The sequence below is a fragment of the Streptomyces sp. CBMA29 genome (genome assembly GCF_014596445.1).
GTDB lineage: Bacteria > Actinomycetota > Actinomycetes > Streptomycetales > Streptomycetaceae > Actinacidiphila.
Window position 1 is genome coordinate 22,608 of record NZ_MECL01000083.1, and the last position, 17,105, is coordinate 39,712.

Genomic DNA, 17,105 nt, shown 5'->3' on the forward strand with positions numbered 1-17,105 from the left:
AGCACGCCGGGCATCCGGGGGCAGACCGCCCCCGCACGCCGGGCGCCCGGGGGCGGACCGCCCCCGGTCACCTCAGCGCGAGACGTCCAGCAGCTTCAGCTCCGGGTGCGCCGTACCGCCCTCGATCGCCGTGGACGACAGGTGCGACACGACGTGGTCGTTGACCGGGTCGTTCGCCGGGTCGTCGTGGATGACCAGGTGCTCGTAGGTGGTGGCGCGCTGCGCCGGGACGCGGCCCGCGGTCCTGATGAGGTGGATCAGCTCCATCCGGTTGGAGCGGTGCTTGGCGCCGGCCGACGACACCACGTTCTCCTCCAGCATCACCGAGCCGAGGTCGTCGGCCCCGTAGTGCAGCGAGAGCTGGCCGACCTCCTTGCCGGTGGTGAGCCAGGACCCCTGGATGTGCGCCACGTTGTCGAGGAAGAGCCGCGCGATGGCGATCATCCGCAGGTACTCGAAGAGGGTGGCCTGCGTCTGCCCCTTCAGGTGGTTGTTCTCCGGCTGGTAGGTGTACGGGATGAAGGCCCGGAAGCCGCCGGTACGGTCCTGCACGTCGCGGATCATCCGCAGGTGCTCGATCCGCTCGGCGTTGGTCTCACCGGTGCCCATCAGCATGGTGGAGGTGGACTCGACGCCCAGGTTGTGGGCGGTCTCCATGATCTCCAGCCAGCGCTCGCCGGACTCCTTCAGCGGCGCGATGGCCTTGCGCGGCCGGGCGGGCAGCAGCTCGGCGCCCGCGCCCGCGAAGGAGTCCAGGCCCGCCGCGTGGATCCGGCGGATCGCCTCCTCGGCGCTGACCCCGGAGATCCTCGCCATGTGCTCGACCTCGGACGCGCCGAGGGAGTGGATGACGAGCTGCGGGTACGCGGCCTTGATCGCGGAGAAGTGCTCCTCGTAGTACTCGACCCCGTAGTCCGGGTGGTGGCCGCCCTGGAACATGATCTGGGTGCCGCCCAGCTCCACGGTCTCCGCGCAGCGCCGCAGGATGTCGTCGAGCCCGCGCGACCAGCCCTTGCCGGTGTCTTTGGGGGCCGCGTAGAAGGCGCAGAACTTGCACGCCGTCACGCAGACGTTCGTGTAGTTGATGTTCCGCTCGATGATGTACGTCGCGATGTGCTCGGTGCCCGCGTACCGGCGGCGGCGCACGGCGTCGGCGGCCGAGCCCAGCGCGTGCAGGGGCGCCGAGCGGTAGAGGTCCAGCGCCTCCTCCGGCGTGATCCGGCCACCGGCGGCGGCACGGTCGAGGACGGCTGCGGTATCGCTCACCGGGAGGTCCTTTCGGAGGAGTACGGACGTGGAGTACGGACACGGACGGGGAACGCGGACGGACCAGCCCAGCGTACGCCAGCGTCCCGGACGGCCCACGGCCCCCACGTACGCGTGTGCGCCGCGGCGAGGGGACCACCGCGGCGCACACGTCGGACCTGAGCCCTGCGGCTCGCGGGACAGCTCAGCCGTTCAGACCCTTGGCGAGCTGCTCGTCCGCCTGCTGGAACGCGTCGGCCGCGCTCTCCAGGAACTTGCCCATGCCGTCCAGACCCTCGATGGTCTTGGTGGCACCGGTGTTGAACTCGCTGTAGGACTGGTCGAACTGCTTCGAGGAACGGTCCGTGACGTAGCCGCCGTTGACGAGATCCTGAACGAACTTGTGCAGCGTGTTCAGCTTCTCGGTGATCTCGTGCTGACCGGTGCGCAGCTTGGTGGCCGCATCCCGCATGTCCTGATACGTAACGTTGACATTAGCCATAGCGGCTTACCTCTCGTCGAACGTGCCGCAGGGCCGACCCCCGTGGCTCCTGATCGCAGATTTGTCTGATGGTCTGCTGATGCCTCAACTTACAGGGGAGGACGTGAGGGGTGCAGCCCCTGGTTCCCGGTACCGAAACGTCGACGTGACGGCGTCGAAGATGTCGAAGAACGAGTCCGCCAGGTCGAGTACGGCGCTGCTGCCCGCCACGAGCGCGACCTTGTCGGTGTGCCCCGGCAGCGGGATGAACGTCTGCATCAGCACGGTCCGCACCGTCCGCGAGTCGCCCGGCACGGTCACGTCCTCGATGCCGTACGTCCGCGCCGCGAGGCCCGTCTCCGGGATGTCGACGGTGGTCACCTTGCGCCACGGGTCGCCGTCCTTGGCCGCCTCCCGCGTGCGCAGCCCGGCCACGATCGACGCCGGGTCCGCCGCGAGCAGTTGGCCCTCCGGCGTCCGCGCGCCGACCAGCGAGACCGTCACCGACGCGGTGAGCGGCAGCGCGCCAAAGTTCTGCGCCATGCAGCCGACGTACACCGCGCCGCTCTCGTACGCGTCCCGCGCCGCCTTGCGCAGGAACCGCGCCAGCACGTCGCGGTGTTCGGCCAGCGCCGGATTCTCCTTGACGCGCTGCGCGAGGGTGCGGCGCACGCTCTCGTCGCGGGTCGCCGGGTGCAGGTCGAACTCCCACCACGTCATGGGCACCGTGATGGAGAAGCCCTCCCGCTCGACGGGCATCACCCGTACGGGCCGCGGCTGTTCCGTATCGTCGGCGTCCGCGCCGGGGGTCGTCACTTGCCGTCTCCCTTGGCGGACTTGGCGAGTTGGTCCGCGAGGTCCTTGTCCGCCTTCTTGATCTCGCGCACCGCGGTGTCGGCCATCTTCGACAGCCCCTCCAACTGGCCGTCGATCTCCTTACGGCCGTCCTTCCAATTGTGCTCGAAGCTGTCGAGCGCCCCCGACACCTTGTCCGAACCCAGCTTGGCCTCGTACGAGTCGAAGAGTTTCCGCGTCCCGTTCATGGTCGTCCGCACGGAGTCCAACGTCCGCGCGAAGTCCTCAAGCCCGGTCAGATCAACCGCGAGCCGATCCGGAGCCCCACCCATCCAATCCCCCTCCCCACGTCACGTCGCCCACTCCGACAGTCCCACTGTCCCCCCACCGTCCGGCGTCCCGCCACCGTCCGGCCGCCGGGAACCCGCCCGCCCGCGTGTCAGTCGGCATGGCGGGTCCAGACCGGGGAGTCGCGCGGTGGGGCCGGGCGGACGCGCCAGCGGGTGCGGTCCGCTTCCGGTTCCCAGTACGGCACATCGCCTTCGTAGTACAGGCCGTAGGCCCAGTGCTCGGGGTCCTCGTGGCCGAGGAGGTCGGGGCCGGTCGCCAGATCCTGTCCGCCCCACGCCTGGTTGACGCGCGCCACCGCCTCGGCGCGCGACAGGCCGAACAGGCCGACCAGCTCGTCGGTGATGTCCCGCAGGGACTCCCGCGCCTCGGGAGACGTCGGCATGATGAACTCGGTCTCGGACACAGCGCCTCCCTCAGCGCACCAGTGAACGGGTGAACAGGTCGGCCGCCTTCGAGCCGAAGACGGCGATCTGATGCCCGTCGAAGACCCCCGCCGCGCCCTTCCGGAACGCCTTGAGGTTCAACAGCATGGGCCCTTCCACCAGTTCGTAGTCGTGCATGGCCCCGCCCATACGGTTGTGCCGGATGAAGTTGGCCAGCTCGTCGCTCGTACCGTTGAAGACCTTACTTCTCAGGGCCTCCAGCTCGCTCTTGGGCACCTTGAAGTGCACCACCTCGGGGATGTCGCCGGAGCGCCCGGCCAGGATGCGCGACCACTTCTGCGCCTGTTCGAGATCGTTGGTGACATAGAAGCCGCCCTTGCCGAAGTCCATCGCACGGGTGCTGAACGTGGTGTCCACGCCGTTGGCGAGGATGCCCCGCAGACCGCCGCCGGTGGTGCCGTGGTACAGGTCGACCAGGCACTTGCCCTTGAGGCCGCGCGGGTCGGACCAGTTCAGCGGATTGAGGACGTAGGCGTAGGGGTCGGTGCCCGCGTCCAGGCCCAGCGGGTCGGGGCTGAGGTAGCGGGCGGTCTCGGGGTCGTAGTACCGCTCGTAGTTGTAGTGGAGCCCGCTCTCCGCGTCGTAGTACTGCCCGGGGAAGCGCAGCGGGCAGTCCGCGGCGTCGTCACGGCCGCCGTCCCCGCCGCCCCACAGGGCCGGTCCCGGCCGCCGCCACACCACGACGCCGTAGAGATCGACCATCTCGGTCGGGGTGCCGATGAGGTCGGTGACGATGGCGTGGAAGCGCTCGTCGACCTCCCGCGGCGACAGCTCCGCGCTCCCCGCGGGCCGCTCGGGGCCCGTCGTCCGGACCGTCTGGGCGATCGGGACGTCGTCGTCACCGTAGTCCCAGGTCACACTGGTCCCGTCGGAGGTCCGCTCCGCCAGCCGGGTGCCGTCCCACGTGAAGTCGGTGTGCTGTACGGCGTCCCCCGCCTCCGACACGCGCGTCTTCGCGATCCGGCGGCCGAGCGGGTCGTAGCGGTACCGCCACGTCTCGCCGTCCGGCGTACGCAGCTCCGTGAGCCGGTCCGCCGCGTCCCATGCGTAGTGCCAGGTCCGCCGGCCGCCGGACAGCAGCCTGCGCACGCGCCGGACGACCCGGCCCTGCGCGTCGTGGACGAAGGTGCTCCGCCCCACCGACCGGACCCGGGGCCCGGCGTCGTACGTGTGCGCCGCCTCGTCGTCCCGGCTCGCGCCGACCCTGGACGAGCCGAGGCCGCCGCGGGCGTCGTACGCGTACGACTCGCTCCAGTCGGCCCCGGTCACGGCGGTCACCCGTCGACGGCTGTCGAGCCCGAACCGCACCGTGGTGCCGTCGAAGTCCGTCACGCCTTCCAGATAGCCGTCGATCGTGTGCTCGTACGTCCGGGTCGTCGGCCGGCCGTCGGCGCCGCGGGTGACGCGCAGCGCGGTGGCCCGCGCCTCGTCCCGCCAGTCCCAGGTCAGGGTCAGGTCCGTGCCGATCCGGCGGACCGACTCGCGGCCCACGGTGTCGTAGCCGATGTCCACGGTCTGACCGCCGACCTCCCGGCGCGTCGGCCGGTTCCCCGCGCCGTAGGTCCAGGTGCTGACGGCCCCCGCGGGCGTACGGCGCCGCGTTCGTCGGCCCAGCGGGTCGAACCACGACCTGAGCTCGCGCCCGTTGACCCGTTCGGCCAGGACCCTTCCGGCCGGGTCGAGTTCGAAGGCCACGTCCGCGGCGGGCCCGACGGCCCGGGTCATGCGGCCGAGCACGTCGTAGTGGAATTCGGTACGTTCCCCGTCCGCCGTCTGCTCCACGACGTCGCCCAGGACATCGCGCCGGAAGGCGATGGCCTGTCCCGCCCCGTTGACCCGCTCCGTCAACTGCCCCGCTTCGTCGTAGCGGTAGGTGAGGGACCGTCCGGCGAAGTCCGTCTCGGCCGTCAGCCGTCCGGCCGCGTCGAAGGTGTAGCTCCACCGGTCGCCACGCGGATCGACGACGGAGGTGAGCCGCAGTTCGGAGTCGTACGTGAACTCGTAGCGGGAGCCGTCGGGTTCGGTACGTGCCGTGCACAGGTCGAAGTGCGTGTTCTCGTAACGGGTGACGCCACCGGTCGCCGACCGGTGCTCCGCCAGGCTGCCCTCGACGTCGTACGTCCACTCGTCCACGGCACCGTCCGGTGTCACCCGCCGGGCCAGCCCTCCCTCCGGCGTCCACTCCAAGCGCGTGACCGCGCCCGCCGGGTCGCGGCTGAGGGTCACCCGCCCGAACGCGTCGCGTTCGACCTCGGTCACCGCGCCGGTCCCGTCCGTCACGGTCAGCGGAAGTCCCGCCGCGTCGTTGACGACGGTCTGCCGCACCGTGCCCAGCCCGTCGATCACGGCTTCGAGCGCACCGCGCGCGTCGTAGCGGAACCTGGTCGTCACGCCCAGCGGATCGGTGGCGGACACCTGGTTGCCGGCCTCGTCGTACGTGAAGCACGCCGTCGACCCGTCCGCGTGGGTGACCAGGACAGGCCGTCCGAACGCACCGTATTCGACCTGTGTGGTGGCCCCGTCGGGGCGAGCGGTGCCGGTGACGTTCCCGGCCTCGTCGTAGCGGAACCGGGTGGTCCGGCCGAGTGCGTCGGTACGGCTCAGCAGGCGTTCCCCGACGCCCGGCGCGGGGTCCCAGGCGAAGGAGGAGGTGTGGCCGAGCGGATCGGTGATGCCGGTCAGTTGGAACGCCTCGTTGAAACGGTATTCCGTCGCCTCGCCCAGCGAGTTGGTGGCGACCGTCCGGCCCTCCTCCGGCGCGTACGCGTAGGAGTAGTCGAGGATGCCCTCCGAGCCGTGGGCGCGGACACAGCGCCCGCCGGCGTCGTACTCGTAGGTGTACGTGGTCTCCCGGCCGTCCCGCCAGCCGGTGACACGACGCTGGTCGTCGTAACGGAGGGAGAACGCGCCGCCGTTGGCGTCCACCGTCCGGTTCAGATTGCCGCGGTCGTCGTATCCGTACGCGACCAGGTTCGGCTCGCGCGGGTCGCTCAGCAGCCGCATCGCCGTGATCCGGCCCTTCCGTGTCTCCACTCCGACCCGGTAGCCGCCGGAGCTTTCCACGGTGAGCGGGACGCCGCCCGGTGCGTAGGTGATCTCGACGGTGTTCCCGTTGCGGTCGACGCTGCGGCGCAGCAGCAGTTCGGCGGCTCCCTCGCGCGGGAGGAAGTGGTGCGTGGTCCCCGACTCCGGCAGGTGGACGGTCATCCCGTCGTCCGGGTCCCCGTTCCACCGCAGCGGCCAGAGCGGCCCCACCACCGGAAGGATGTCGGTGTCGGGCCGCGGGACCGGGTAGTGGGTGACGGTGCCGTCCTCCTTGACGAACCGCACCCCCTCGTCGTCGAGGATCAGCCGCATGTCGAGCACCGACGACCAGGAGGGGCCGAGCCAGCGACCGCCCCGGAAGGTCGACCGGTGGTGCCGTTCCAGCGCGACAGGCAGAATCCCCGGCAGCCTGAAGTCCGTGGCCGACATGACCACTTGGCCGGTGGCCACGTCCACGGGGTCGCCGCACGTGATGAGCTTCTGGAACTCGCGGCCCATCTCCCGCAGGCCGGTGGCGCCTTTGCGGACGCTGTTGGCGATGCTCTCCAGTGCTTTGCCGGATTTGAGGAGGGTGGGGAGTTCGCGGGCCATTTTGAGGAGGCCGCCGGCGGTGGTGAGGCCCTTGAACATGGGGATGCAGTCCAGGGCGGCGAACAGGACGTCCCACAAGGACGCCTGGCCTTTGAGGTACTTCATGACGGTGTCGGCCAGGACGAGGACGGCGGCTGCCAGGACCAGCCAGGCCAGGGGGCCGCCGATGATGAGGACGACGATGCCCAGGACGGCGACGATGACTTTGCAGACGGCGATGATGTCGTCCCAGTGGTCGGCGACCCAGTCGACGGCCTTCTCCCACCAGTGCTTGTTCTTGATGCCCGCGTCGGAGGCTTCGTGCAGGGCGTGCTGGGCGGTGGAGGCGGCGTCGTCCCGCAACTGGGCGGCGTCGGCGGCCAGCTGCTTGGCAGCGTCCAGCTTCGCCTGCGCGCTGTGGACAGCCGTGGACGCGGTGGTGTGGGCGCTCTGCGCGTCGGTGGCGTTACGGGCCGCGGCCCGGACTTCGTCTGCGGACGGCGGCGGCACATCCGGCTTGGGGTCGTCCTGATAGGACTTGGACTTGTCCTGCGCCCGCTTCACCCACGCGTCGGCGTTCGTCAGCTGGGACTTCGCGGAGTCCAGCTCCTGCCGTGCGGTGCGCCCCTGGGCCAGCGCCCGGTCCGCGTCGGACTGCGCGGTCTCCAGCTTCGGCCAGTAACCGTCCAACGCCCCCGACGCCAGACGGTAGGAGCGCTCCAGCTTGTCCAGCTCACCCGGCAGGTCCCCGAACTGCTGCCGGTACGCATCACCCGAAAGCCCCGCCCACTCCTGCACCACGGAGTCACCGCTGAGCCCGCGCACCGACCTGAGCGCCGCGGCCACGTCATCGGCGAAATCCCCGAGCTTGCGGGCGAGTTCCTTCACCTCGAACGGATCACCCGGCACCGGATCCCGGTCCAGATCCAGCACATCCCAATCCGTCGGACGCCCCGCCACCCGTCAGCACCCCCGCCGCAGTACGACAACACCTCAACTCAACGCATCATGCCCGCTAGGACGGTGCGCGCAAGGGTGCCGGTTCCCGGGGACGGGGACGGGGGCGGAGGACGGGAAGGAGGGGGTGCGGGGTCAGATGAGGTCGACCTTGGCGCTGGGCGGGAAGCCGACGCGGCGGGCGAATTCGGCGATGCCGGTGAGCTGGTCGCGGCCGAGGGAGAAGTCGAGGGTGGTGAAGTAGCGGCGGAGCAGGTCCTGGTCGAAGGACTCCCAGCGGGCGGCCTGTTCGGCGACCTTCTCGACCTCTTCGAGGGAGAGGTCGCGGGAGGCGAGGAAGGCGCGGTGGACGTCGCGGACGGCGTCGGGGCGGGCGGCGAAGTAGTCGCGGCGGGCGGCCCAGACGGCGAAGACGAAGGGCAGTCCCGTCCAGTCCTTCCACATCTGGCCGAGGTCGTGGACCTCCAGACCGAGGCGGGGCGCGTCGTGGAGGGAGGCGCGCAGGGCGGCGTCGCCGATGAGGACGGCGGCCTGGGCCTCCTGCATCATCAGCGAGAGGTCGGGCGGGCAGCGGTAGTAGTCGGGCGTGACGCCGTACCGCTCGGTGAGCAGGAGTTCGGCGAGGCGGACCGAGGTGCGGCTGGTGGAGCCGAGGGCGACGCGCTGGCCGTCGAGGCGGTCGAGCGGGAGCTGGCTGACGATCACGCAGGACATGACGGGGCCGTCGCAGCCGACCGCGATGTCCGGGAGGGCGACGAGCTGATCGGCGTGCTTCAGGTACTCCATGAGGGTGATCGGGCCGATGTCGAGGTCGCCCTCGACGAGTTGGGCGCTCAGCTTCTCCGGAGTGTCCTTGGTCAGCTCCAGGTCGAGCAGCGCGCCCGTTCTGGCCAGGCCCCAGTAGAGGGGGACGCAGTTGAGGAACTGGATGTGGCCGACCCGGGGGCGGGTCCGGCCGCTTTCGGCGTCACGCTCAGAAGTGTCCACCTGTCGGACGCTACTCCTGGGCCGGGGCCGTACCGCCCTCGGCCCTCCCCCGGCACCCTCCCCGGCGCCCCTCCGCGACCCCTTCCGCGACCCCCTCCACGGCCTCTCGCACGGGCTCGAAAAGACCGATCTTGAGACCCTTCCCCGGCCTCGACCCTGCGTGCTACGCTCATCGCAAGTTGCAGTTTGGTTTCCCTTGCAGTACAGAGCCTGCGGAGCATGTAACCCGCAGGCTTTTGTAGTTTTCAGACTTCGCAGTTGCAGGTTCTGGAGCAGGGCAACCCTTTGGGCCCAAGGAGGGCTTTATGGCTACCGGAACCGTGAAGTGGTTCAACGCTGAAAAGGGCTTCGGCTTCATCGCCCAGGACGGCGGCGGCCCGGATGTCTTCGTTCACTACTCCGCGATCAACGCCTCCGGCTTCCGCTCCCTCGAGGAGAACCAGCCGGTGACTTTCGACGTCACGCAGGGCCCGAAGGGTCCTCAGGCGGAGAACGTCACCCCCAACTAGTCCTTGGACTAGCTCAAGGGTAGAGATCACATCGCCCGAACCTGCAGTACCAAGGGGCCCCGCACTTCCGTGCGGGGCCCCTGCCTTTTACGGGTCAGCGAGGCCGCTTCCGGTACAGCTCCTCGATCTCCTCCGCGAAGTCCCGCGCCACATTTGAACGCTTCAACTTCATCGACGGCGTGAGATGCCCGCCCTCTTCGGTGAATTCCACCGGAAGCACCCGGAATTTCCGGATCGACTCGGCTTGTGACACCGAGGAGTTCGCGTCGTCCACCGCCTTCTGGAGTTCCGCCAGCAGCTCCGGATCGTCGACGAGCTGGGCGGGCCGCAGCCCCTCCTTGTGGTGCATCCGCTGCCAGTGCCCGAGGCCGTCCGCCTCCAGGGTCAGCAGCGCCGCCACGAAGGACCGGTTGTCGCCGACGACCATGCACTGGCCGACCAGCCGATGCGCCCGCAGCCGGTCCTCCAGCGGCGCCGGGGCGACGTTCTTGCCGCCCGCCGTGATGAGGATCTCCTTCTTCCGGCCGGTGATCGTCAGATAACCGGCCTCGTCCAGCGCCCCGATGTCCCCGGTCGGGAACCAGCCGTCCCCGGAGTCCTGCCCGGGAGGTGCCACGGGCGCTCCCGGTACGCCGCCGGGCGTGTTCCAGTATCCGGCGAAGATCTGGCCGCCGCGCAGCAGCACCTCGCCGTCCGGCGCGATCCGTACCGCCGTACCCGGCAGCGGCCAGCCGACCGTGCCGAGCCGGGGCCGCAGCGGCGGTGTCACGGTGGCCGCGGCCGTCGTCTCCGTCAGGCCGTACCCCTCGAAGACCATCACGCCCGCGCCCGCGTAGAAGGCGGCGAGCCGCTTGCCCAGCGGTGAGCCGCCGCAGATCGCGTACCGCACCTTGCCGCCGAGCGCGGCGCGGATTCGCCGGTAGACCAGCGGGTCGTACAGCGCGTGCGCCAGCCGCAGTCCGAGCGAGGGGCCGCCGCCCGCACCGGACTGCCGGGCGACGACGGCCTCCCCGTACCGCTGCGCGATCCCGGCGGCCCGGTCGAAGGACGCGGCCCTGCCGATCTTCTCGGCGGTGGCGCGGCCGGTGTTGTAGACCTTCTCCAGGACGTACGGGATCGCCAGCAGGAACGTCGGACGGAACCCCGCCAGGTCGGCGAGCAGGTCCTCGGTCGCGATGCTCGGCGCGTGCCCGAGGCGTACCCGGGCGCGCAGGCAGCCGATCGCGACCATCCGCCCGAAGACGTGCGACAGCGGCAGGAACAGCAGCGTCGAGGCGGGCTCCTCGCTCACCGACGTGAACACCGGGTGCAGCAGCTCGATCGCGTTGTCGACCTCGGCGAAGAAGTTGCCGTGCGTCAGGACGCAGCCCTTCGGGCGGCCGGTGGTGCCCGAGGTGTAGATCAGGGTCGCCACCGACCCGGGCGTCAGGGTCGCCCGCCGGCCCTCCACCAGCGCGTCCGGCAGCGTCCTGCCCTCCGCCGTGAGCTGCGCCAGTCCGCCCGCGTCGAGCTGCCACAGATGCAGCAGGTCCGGCAGCCCGCGCCGCTGCCCGCTCACCAGGCGGCTCTGCTCCACGTTCTCCACGACGCACGCCGCCGCGCCCGAGTCCGCCAGGATCCACGCCGTCTGGGACGCGGACGACGTCGGATAGACCGGCACCGTGATCAGGCCCGCCGCCCAGGCCGCGAAGTCCGTCAACGTCCACTCGTACGTCGTCCGCGCCATGATCGCCAGCCGGTCGCCCGGCTTCAGCCCCGCCGCGATCAGGCCCTTCGCGACGGCCACCACCTCGTCCCTGAACTCCGCCGCCGTGACGTCGTGCCACCGGGCCTGGTCGTCCTTCCTGCTCAGCACGGGTTCCCGCGGAGCCTGCGCCGCGTTCGTGAACGGGATGTCCGCCAGGCTTCCCTTCTCCGGGGGCGGGACGAGCGGCGGGACCCCGGCCTGGACGACTCGGTCGCCGTCCCTGAGGGTTTCGGGTTCCCCGCTGGTACGTATCGGCATGCTGCGGCTCCAGACGTGGTGAGGGTTCCCCCTGCCGGGGGTGAGCTGTGCGCTGCACTGACGGAGGACCTGTTTTCAGGGGCTCGGCCCCTGGCCCCCGCGGCTGACGGTGGACGGTGCCTAGTTAGGGGCGCGGGGCTGTGTCTGATCTGCGGCTGCCGCCGCGCGGGCGCGACAAGCCCCCACCGGCCGGTGGTCAGGAGACGACCGAACTGCCCCGCCAGGGCGGGTGGTGACCTGCGGGGGCACCGCGGCTGGCCGCGCAGTTCCCCGCGCCCCTGGGGGGGCGCCCACTTTCGTCGGCGGACCGCAGGTCAGGGGCGCTCCAGGACGGCTGTCACGCCCTGGCCGCCGGCGGCGCAGACGGAGATGAGGCCGCGCCCGGTCCCCCCGCCCTCCGCGAGGAGCCCGGCGAGGGTGGCGACGATACGGGCGCCGGTGGCGGCGAAGGGATGCCCGGTGGCGAGGGAGGACCCGGCGACGTTGAGGCGGGCGCGGTCGACGGCGCCGAGGGGGCCGTCGAGTCCGAGCCGCCGCGCGCAGTAGTCCTTGTCCTCCCAGGCGGCGAGGGTGGCGAGGACCTGGGAGGCGAACGCCTCGTGGATCTCGTAGAAGTCGAAGTCGGCGAGGCCGAGCCCGGCGCGGGCGAGCATGCGGGGTACGGCGTAGGCGGGGGCCATCAGCAGCCCCTCCTCGCCGCCGACGTAATCGACGGCCGCGGTCTCGTACGCGGTGAGGTAGGCGAGCGGTTCGAGCCCGCGCTCGCGCGCCCACTCCTCGGTGGCGAGCAGGACGACGGCCGCGCCGTCGGTCAGGGGCGTGGAGTTGCCGGCGGTCATGGTGCCGTCAGGGCCGCCGTACACCGGGCGGAGCCCGGCCAGTTTCTCGACGGTGGAGTCGGGCCTGAGGTTCTGGTCGCGGTCCAGGCCGCGGTACGGGGTGACGTACGGGTCGAGGAAGCCGCGGTCGTACGCGGCGGCGAGATTCCGGTGGCTGGCGGCGGCCAGTTCGTCCTGCGCCTGGCGGGTGATGCCCCAGCGCTCGGCGGTGAGCGCGGCGTGGTCGCCCATGGACAGGCCGGTGCGGGGTTCGGCGTTGCGCGGGATGTCGGGCGCGAGGTGCCGGGGCCGTACGGCGGTCAGCGCGCGGGCCCTGGCGCGGGCGGACGTGGCGCGGCGGGCGGCGAGCAGGATGCGGCGCAGATCGTCGTTGACGCCGAGCGGCGCGTCGCTGGCGGTGTCGGCGCCGCCCGCGATGCCGGAGTCGACGACGCCGAGGGCGATCTTGGCCGCGACCGCGAAGACGGCCTGGAGGCCGGTGCCGCACGCCTGCTGGATGTCGTACGCGGGGGTCGTCGGGTCGAGGACGCTGCCGAGCACGGTCTCGCGCGCGAGATTGAAGTCGCGGCTGTGCTTGAGGACGGCGCCCGCGGCGAACTCGCCGACGCGTTCGCCGCGCAGCCCGGTGCGGTCGGCGAGGCCGTCGAGGGCGGCCGTGAGCATGTCCTGGTTGGAGGCGGTGGCGTACGGGCCGTCTGAGCGCGCGAAGGGGACGCGGTTGCCCGCGACGACGGCGACACGGCGGAGGGTCTGCATGCGATCTCCCGGGCTCCCCGAGGCGGCTCGGGGCTCTTTGCTGGAACGGTGACTCACCAGTAGCCTTACCGCCGGTAAACTTACTCCAGAGTAAGGAGAAGGCCAATGGCCGATCGCTACCTTCGTCTGACCGGCACGGCCCCCGGCCGCTTCCTCACCCGCCGTCTCGGCCTGCCCCAGCCGGCCCCGCTGCTGCGGTGGTCCGCCGAGCACCCCGAACTCGACGGTCCCGTGCTGCGGTTGACGGCGGGCGACCCCGCTCCCGCCGACGGGGCGCCGTACGGCGCGGTCGTCCTCGACGCCACCGCCGTCGCCGAGCCGGCCGGGCTCGGCGCCGTGCACGCCGCCCTGCACCCACTCGTACGGTCGCTCGCCGCCTGCGGTCGGATCGTCGTACTCGGCGCGCGTATCGACCCCGCCGACCCGCACCAGGCCGCCGCCCAGCAGGCGCTTGAAGGCTTCACCCGCTCCCTCGGCAAGGAGGTCGGCCGGGGCAGGACCGTACAGCTCGTACGACTGGCGCCCGGTGCCGACGCCGGGGCCGCGCTGGGGTTCCTGCTGTCGCCGAAGTCGGCGTACGTCAGCGGGCAGGTCATCGAGGTCGGCCCGGCGGCGTCCGGGGCGGAGGCCGCCTCGCGCGACCGCGCGCGCGTCGCGCTCGTCACCGGCGCGGCCCGCGGCATCGGGGAACAGGTCGCCGCGACCCTGGCCAGGGACGGCGCGCACGTCGTCTGCCTCGACGTACCGCGGGCCGCGGACGCGCTGGCCGCCGTCGCCGCCCGGCTCGGCGGCAGCGCGCTGCCGCTGGACATCACGGCGCCGGACGCGGGCGAACGGATCGCCGCCGCGGCCCCGGGCGGCCTCGACGTACTCGTCCACAACGCGGGCATCACCCGTGACCGCAAGCTCGCCAACATGCCCGCCGACCGCTGGGACCCGGTGCTGGACGTCAACCTCGGCAGCGTGCTGCGCACCACCGACCACCTGCTGAAGTCCGGCGCGCTCAACGCCCACGGCCGGATCGTCGCCACCGCCTCCATCAGCGGCATCGCGGGCAACGCGGGCCAGACCAACTACGCCGCGTCCAAGGCGGGCGTCATCGGCTTCGTCCGCGCCCTGGCCGCCGTCCCCGAGGTCCGCGAGCGCGGCATCACCGTCAACGCCGTCGCCCCCGGCTTCATCGAGACGCAGATGACCGCCGCCGTTCCCCTCTTCATCCGCGAGGCGGGCCGCCGGATGAACTCCCTCGGCCAGGGCGGCCTTCCCGTCGACGTCGCCGAGACCGTCGCCTGGCTCTCGGCCGCGGCCTCCGGCGGGATCACCGGACAGGTCGTCCGCGTCTGCGGGCAGTCCCTGCTGGGGGCCTGACCATGGCCCTCATGCTGACCCTCGGCCGCGGCGTCGTCACCGGCATCGGCAAACGGCCCTCCGCGACCGCCGCCGTGCCGCCGGTACGGCTCACCGATCCGGCCGTACGCGTCGACCCGGCGCGGCTCGCCGCCTACGCCTCGGTCTGCGGCTTTCCCGCCTCCGGCGCGGGCCCGCGCCCGCTCCCCCTCCCCCTCACGTACCCGCACGTCCTCGGCTTTCCGCTCGCCGCGCGGATCATGGCCGCCCGCGCCTTTCCGCTGCCGATGCTGGGCCTCGTCCACACCTCGATCTCGCTGGTCTCCCACGCGCCGCTGACCGCCGCCGACCGTCCCGACATCACGGCCTACGCGGCCGGGCTGCGCGGACACCGGCGGGGTACGGAGGTGGAACTGGTGACGGAGGCGCGGCTGGACGGGGAGGTGGTGTGGGAGGACCGCAGCACGTATTTGGCGCGGCACGGGACCGACTACGTCGCGGCTGACGACACCCCGGCCCACGCGGAGCGGCCCCCGCTGCCGACGCTGGCCGAGTGGCGGCTGCCCGCCGACCTCGGGCGTAGGCACGCGCGCGTCTCGCGCGACTACAACCCGATTCACCTCTATCCGGTGACGGCTCGGATGCTCGGCTTCCCCCGCGCCATCGTGCACGGCATGTGGACGGTTGCGCGGTGCGCCGCCGAGGTTCCTGAGGCCACCGGCCTTAGCGCGGCCTTCCACTCCCCCGTGCTGCTCCCCGCCACCGTCGCCTACGGCGCCACGGCCGACAGCTTCGAGCTCCGCTCGGCGCCCCACCGGCTCCACCTCACCGGGACCGTCTCCGCCCCGTAGGGGCCTTGTTCTCCTTTTTCCCGCCCGCCCACCCGTGCGGGTGCTTTCTTCGTCTGCGGGTGCCGCTTGTGCCTGGTCGGTCCCGGCCCGGGGTACCTCCTCGAAATCCGTAACACCTGGCCCTGGGTATCCGGTGACCTTCTTGTCAACGTATTTCTGCGGGGGCACCCCGCCCCGTCCCCTCCTCGCCCGTCGGCGTCCGCCTGTCCGTGGATGGCCGGGGAGGGTGTCAAAGACCGTGAGGTCGCCCCGCGCGTCCTCCGCCCAGGGTGCTGGGTGACGCCCTCGGACGGTCCGCAGACGGACGGGTGCCAGAAGACAGCCGGCGTCCGCCAATCCCCAAGGTGGACGAACAGCCGGACACCGTCACCCGCCGCCGTACCCAAACCCACCCACGCCCCTCCCGCCCCCCCGGCTGGACGGCCGGTCGCCCAGGGGCCCAGCCCCCACCCACCCCCTTCCCCGGCCACCCCCACCGGACAGCCGGACGCCGACGTACCCGAGCCCCACCCACCCCCTTCCCCGGCCACCCCCACCGGACAGCCGGACGCCGACGTACCCGAGCCCCACCCACCCCCTTCCCCGGCCACCCCCACCGGACAGCCGGACGCCGACGGACCCGAACCCACCCACCCCCGCCCCCCCAGCCACACCGGACAGGCGGACGCCGACGGACCCGGAGGGGACGGGGCGGGGTGCCCCCGCAGAAATACGTTGACAGGAACGGTGCCGGATACCCAGGACCAGGTGATACGGATTTCGAGGAGGTACCCCGGACCGGGACCGACCAGGCACAAGCGGCACCCGCAGACGGAGAACACACCCGCACGGGTGGGCGGGCGGGAAAAGAAGAACAAGGCCCCTACGGGGCAGGCACCCAGCGGTGGCCGGACATGAGGTTGGCGAGTCCTGACCAGGCGAAATTCATGAGGGTGGCGGCGGACTCCTTGCCGGAGGAACCGGCGGGATGGGTGCTCGCACCCCACCCGGCAAGGGATTCGGCGGCGCCGACAAGGGCGTGCGCGAGGGCGGCCACCTCGCGCTCGGCGAGGGCCTCGTCGCAGCCGGCGCCGGCATCGCGAGCCGCGGCGGCGATGAGTTCGGTGACGAAGGCGACGATCTCCGCCCGCATGACGGCCACTTCGGCCGCGAACGGCTCACCGACCGTACGGGCCTGGCTGTAGAGGACGGTCCAGCCGTCCGGATGGGCCTCGGTGTGCTCGAAGAAACCGAGAAGCCCGCTCCAGAGCTGCCGGTCGGCGGCGGCGCCGGGCTCGACGGCGGCGCGCACGGCCGCCTTCAGGGCCTCGGCCTCGCGGCGGATGCAGGCCGTGAAGAGTTCGTCCTTCGAGTTGAGGTAGAGGTACACGAGCGGCTTGCTGACCCCCGCCGCCTCGGCGATCTCGTCCATGGACGCGGCGCGGTACCCGCGCCGCGCGAAGGTCGCCACCGCGGCGTCCAGCATCTGCTGCTCGCGTACGGCTCGCGGCACCCTCTTGCCCCGGACAGCCACCGGCCCCACCTCTCCCCTGACACCCCCAGCCTAAACGGCAGGCGTCAGGCGGTGTGCGGCTCGGCGTCGCGCGCGGTCTCACGCGCGGAGTCGCGGGCGGCGTCGTCCGCCTCGTCCTCCATGGTGGTGTTCGCGGCGAGGTTCAGCCGCGTGCGCTCCACCCGGTCGGACACCTGACGGGCCGCCCGCTCGCGGGCTCCGCGCAGCAGCACCCAGCTCAGGGGGGCCGACACGATCAGCGCGAGCAGGACCACCCACAGGTAGTTCGAGTTTCCCAGCCCCGCTGGCAGGACATGCAGCCGGACCAGCCCCCAGATGACGCCGAAGGAGGCGACCATGAGGCCGAAGCGCAGTGCGGTGTAACGGAACATGTCTTCAGTGAAGCACGCCGCCTCCGCGCCGGCGGAAGAG

At 71.8% G+C, this 17,105-nt stretch carries 14 protein-coding genes; 3 read left to right on the forward strand and 11 right to left on the reverse strand.

Annotated features, from left to right (window positions below):
• Positions 1 to 72: 72 nt before the first annotated feature.
• The 7 genes from mqnC to BGM09_RS12750 form a co-directional block, all read right to left on the reverse strand.
• Positions 73 to 1,266: a cyclic dehypoxanthinyl futalosine synthase gene (mqnC, locus tag BGM09_RS12720; RefSeq protein ID WP_188281643.1), complete on the reverse strand. Its 1,194-nt coding sequence runs from the start codon at positions 1,264 to 1,266 to the stop codon at positions 73 to 75.
• A gap of 184 nt (positions 1,267 to 1,450) precedes the next feature.
• The gene (locus tag BGM09_RS12725; protein WP_188281644.1) at positions 1,451 to 1,747 is read right to left on the reverse strand and encodes a WXG100 family type VII secretion target; all 297 of its coding nucleotides are present in this window, start codon (positions 1,745 to 1,747) and stop codon (positions 1,451 to 1,453) included.
• An 84-nt stretch (positions 1,748 to 1,831) separates the two neighbouring features.
• Positions 1,832 to 2,485 carry a hypothetical protein gene (locus BGM09_RS12730; protein WP_188281721.1) on the reverse strand — a complete coding sequence of 218 codons (654 nt, stop codon included), beginning with the start codon at positions 2,483 to 2,485 and terminating at the stop codon, positions 1,832 to 1,834.
• A gap of 53 nt (positions 2,486 to 2,538) precedes the next feature.
• On the reverse strand, positions 2,539 to 2,781 hold the full coding sequence (locus tag BGM09_RS12735; RefSeq protein WP_188281645.1) for a hypothetical protein: 243 nt from the start codon (positions 2,779 to 2,781) through the stop codon (positions 2,539 to 2,541).
• Between the two features lie 179 nt (positions 2,782 to 2,960).
• The gene (locus tag BGM09_RS12740) at positions 2,961 to 3,275 is read right to left on the reverse strand and encodes a hypothetical protein (RefSeq protein WP_317452680.1); all 315 of its coding nucleotides are present in this window, start codon (positions 3,273 to 3,275) and stop codon (positions 2,961 to 2,963) included.
• 10 nt (positions 3,276 to 3,285) lie between these two features.
• Positions 3,286 to 7,863, reverse strand: a complete 4,578-nt coding sequence (locus BGM09_RS12745) for an RHS repeat-associated core domain-containing protein (RefSeq protein ID WP_188281646.1) — start codon at positions 7,861 to 7,863, stop codon at positions 3,286 to 3,288.
• A 159-nt stretch (positions 7,864 to 8,022) separates the two neighbouring features.
• Positions 8,023 to 8,874, reverse strand: a complete 852-nt coding sequence (locus tag BGM09_RS12750; RefSeq protein ID WP_188281647.1) for a menaquinone biosynthetic enzyme MqnA/MqnD family protein — start codon at positions 8,872 to 8,874, stop codon at positions 8,023 to 8,025.
• 305 nt (positions 8,875 to 9,179) lie between these two features.
• Here BGM09_RS12750 and BGM09_RS12755 point away from each other — a divergent pair, with 305 nt between their 5' ends.
• Positions 9,180 to 9,383, forward strand: coding sequence for a cold-shock protein (locus BGM09_RS12755; RefSeq protein ID WP_033177709.1), 204 nt, complete (start codon positions 9,180 to 9,182; stop codon positions 9,381 to 9,383).
• 94 nt (positions 9,384 to 9,477) lie between these two features.
• Here BGM09_RS12755 and BGM09_RS12760 read toward each other — a convergent pair whose 3' ends face one another.
• Together BGM09_RS12760 and BGM09_RS12765 are read right to left on the reverse strand one after the other, a co-directional pair.
• On the reverse strand, positions 9,478 to 11,388 hold the full coding sequence (locus BGM09_RS12760) for an AMP-dependent synthetase/ligase (RefSeq protein WP_188281648.1): 1,911 nt from the start codon (positions 11,386 to 11,388) through the stop codon (positions 9,478 to 9,480).
• A gap of 314 nt (positions 11,389 to 11,702) precedes the next feature.
• Positions 11,703 to 12,983 (reverse strand): acetyl-CoA C-acetyltransferase, encoded by a 1,281-nt coding sequence (locus tag BGM09_RS12765; protein WP_188281649.1) that lies wholly within the window; start codon positions 12,981 to 12,983, stop codon positions 11,703 to 11,705.
• A gap of 105 nt (positions 12,984 to 13,088) precedes the next feature.
• Between BGM09_RS12765 and BGM09_RS12770 the strand changes: the two genes are divergently transcribed.
• Entirely contained in the window at positions 13,089 to 14,351 is a 1,263-nt protein-coding gene (locus tag BGM09_RS12770; RefSeq protein WP_188281650.1) for a 3-oxoacyl-ACP reductase, read from the forward strand.
• 11 nt (positions 14,352 to 14,362) lie between these two features.
• Complete coding sequence (locus tag BGM09_RS12775; protein ID WP_188281651.1) at positions 14,363 to 15,181, forward strand: MaoC/PaaZ C-terminal domain-containing protein; 819 nt, start codon at positions 14,363 to 14,365, stop codon at positions 15,179 to 15,181.
• A gap of 862 nt (positions 15,182 to 16,043) precedes the next feature.
• On the opposite strand, the gene BGM09_RS12780 is transcribed toward BGM09_RS12775, so the two are convergent.
• A complete protein-coding gene (locus BGM09_RS12780; protein ID WP_188281723.1) occupies positions 16,044 to 16,646 on the reverse strand; it encodes a TetR/AcrR family transcriptional regulator in 603 nt (200 codons plus the stop codon).
• A gap of 92 nt (positions 16,647 to 16,738) precedes the next feature.
• A complete protein-coding gene (locus BGM09_RS12785; protein ID WP_188281652.1) occupies positions 16,739 to 17,065 on the reverse strand; it encodes a DUF4229 domain-containing protein in 327 nt (108 codons plus the stop codon).
• Between the last annotated feature and the right edge of the window lie 40 nt (positions 17,066 to 17,105).

Excerpts from the sequence above, each read along its gene's own strand:
- BGM09_RS12765 (WP_188281649.1), bottom strand. The coding sequence starts at position 12,983 with ATGCAGACCCTCCGCCGTGTCGCCGTCGTCGCGGGCAACCGCGTCCCC.
- BGM09_RS12755 (WP_033177709.1), top strand. The coding sequence starts at position 9,180 with ATGGCTACCGGAACCGTGAAGTGGTTCAACGCTGAAAAGGGCTTCGGC.
- BGM09_RS12730 (WP_188281721.1), bottom strand. The coding sequence starts at position 2,485 with ATGCCCGTCGAGCGGGAGGGCTTCTCCATCACGGTGCCCATGACGTGG.
- BGM09_RS12760 (WP_188281648.1), bottom strand. The coding sequence starts at position 11,388 with ATGCCGATACGTACCAGCGGGGAACCCGAAACCCTCAGGGACGGCGAC.
- BGM09_RS12775 (WP_188281651.1), top strand. The coding sequence starts at position 14,363 with ATGCTGACCCTCGGCCGCGGCGTCGTCACCGGCATCGGCAAACGGCCC.
- BGM09_RS12770 (WP_188281650.1), top strand. The coding sequence starts at position 13,089 with ATGGCCGATCGCTACCTTCGTCTGACCGGCACGGCCCCCGGCCGCTTC.
- BGM09_RS12780 (WP_188281723.1), bottom strand. The coding sequence starts at position 16,646 with ATGCTGGACGCCGCGGTGGCGACCTTCGCGCGGCGCGGGTACCGCGCC.
- BGM09_RS12725 (WP_188281644.1), bottom strand. The coding sequence starts at position 1,747 with ATGGCTAATGTCAACGTTACGTATCAGGACATGCGGGATGCGGCCACC.
- BGM09_RS12785 (WP_188281652.1), bottom strand. The coding sequence starts at position 17,065 with ATGTTCCGTTACACCGCACTGCGCTTCGGCCTCATGGTCGCCTCCTTC.